2 protein-coding genes are annotated in these 1,399 nt (G+C 62.2%); both read left to right on the plus strand.

All coding sequences use genetic code 11. The annotated features are described in order from the left end of the window. Positions 1–5: 5 nt before the first annotated feature. Positions 6–179 carry a helix-turn-helix domain-containing protein gene (locus AWB67_RS37810; RefSeq protein WP_268808175.1) on the plus strand — a complete coding sequence of 58 codons (174 nt, stop codon included), beginning with the start codon at positions 6–8 and terminating at the stop codon, positions 177–179. A gap of 166 nt (positions 180–345) precedes the next feature. Next, a partial coding sequence (locus AWB67_RS37815) for an AMP-binding protein (RefSeq protein ID WP_143746817.1) occupies positions 346–1,399 on the plus strand: 1,054 nt, incomplete at its 3' end.

Raw genomic sequence — 1,399 nt, forward strand, 5'->3', positions numbered from 1 at the left:
GCAAGATACGCCTTTCTCAAGACAGCCTGGCGTCGATGGTGTCGTTGTCTCGGCAGACCACGAATCAGTTGCTCAAGACCCTCGAAAGTCAGCGGATAGTAAGCCTGCGATTCGGCGAGATCCATATCCTCGATATGGAGCGGCTGCGCGCAGCCAGCGCCGGCGCATCGAAACCGTAGGCTCGGCGAAAGCCGGCGTGCCTCTCCCTCGCAAAGCTCCCCCGTTCAGGGGATGTTGCGTCCCTCCAAACAATCCGATGATGGTCTCACTCGGGATGCACCGTGTGCGACATGCATCGACGGACCTGTGCCTGCCCGATTCATCCCTCGACTCCAGGAGACATCGATGCAGGACGCCGTGCACGACTCGACGCCATCTTCCTACGCTTATCCGCTGCTGATCAAGCATCTGCTGCACACGCCGTTCGTTCAGGCACCGGACCAGGAAATCGTCTACCGCGGGCAACTGCGCATGACCTATACGACGCTGCGGGAACGCATCGCGCGGCTCGCCAGCGGCCTGCATCGACTGGGCGTGCGACACGGCACCACGGTAGCCGTCATGGACTGGGACAGTCATCGCTATCTGGAGTCGTACTTTGCGGTTCCGATGATGGGCGCCGTGCTTCAGACGGTCAACGTGCGGCTGTCGCCGGCGGAGATCGTCTATACGATCAACCACGCGGGCGCGGAGGTGCTGTTCGTTCACACCGATTTTCTGCCCGTGGTCGAAGCGATCAAGGATCAGCTCGAGACGGTCCGCACTTTCGTATGGATCGACGAACCGGGCAGCGACGCGTGCGCGCACACCATCCCGTTCGCGACCGAATACGAGGCGATGCTGGCGGCCAGTGCGCCGAGCTATGACTACCCCGACTTCGACGAAAACACCCGTGCCACGACGTTCTATACGACGGGAACGACGGGCCTGCCCAAGGGCGTGTACTTCTCGCATCGGCAACTGGTGCTGCACACCATCACGTTGATGGCTGCGCTCGCGAGTCCCGTATCCGGGCAGCGCTTTCATCGCGGCGACGTCTACATGCCGCTCACGCCGATGTTTCATGTCCACGCGTGGGGCATGCCCTACATCGCGACGGTGCTGGGCGTGAAGCAGGTTTATCCGGGCCGTTACGTGCCCGAGCGTCTCGTGCAACTGGTGCGGGATGAACGCGTCACGTTTTCGCACTGCGTCAGCACCATTCTGCACATGCTGCTTTCGTGCGACGAAGCGAAACACGTGGATCTCAGCCAATGGAAGATCGTGATCGGCGGCGGCGCGCTGCCGCATGGCCTTGCGCGCGCGGCGCTCGATCGCGGCATCGACGTGTTCGTGGGCTATGGCATGTCGGAAACCTGTCCTGTGCTGAGCCTCGCACAACTGCCGCCGGGCACGGAAC

Origin of the sequence: Caballeronia terrestris (genome assembly GCF_001544515.1) — a bacterium.
Lineage (GTDB): Bacteria > Pseudomonadota > Gammaproteobacteria > Burkholderiales > Burkholderiaceae > Caballeronia > Caballeronia terrestris.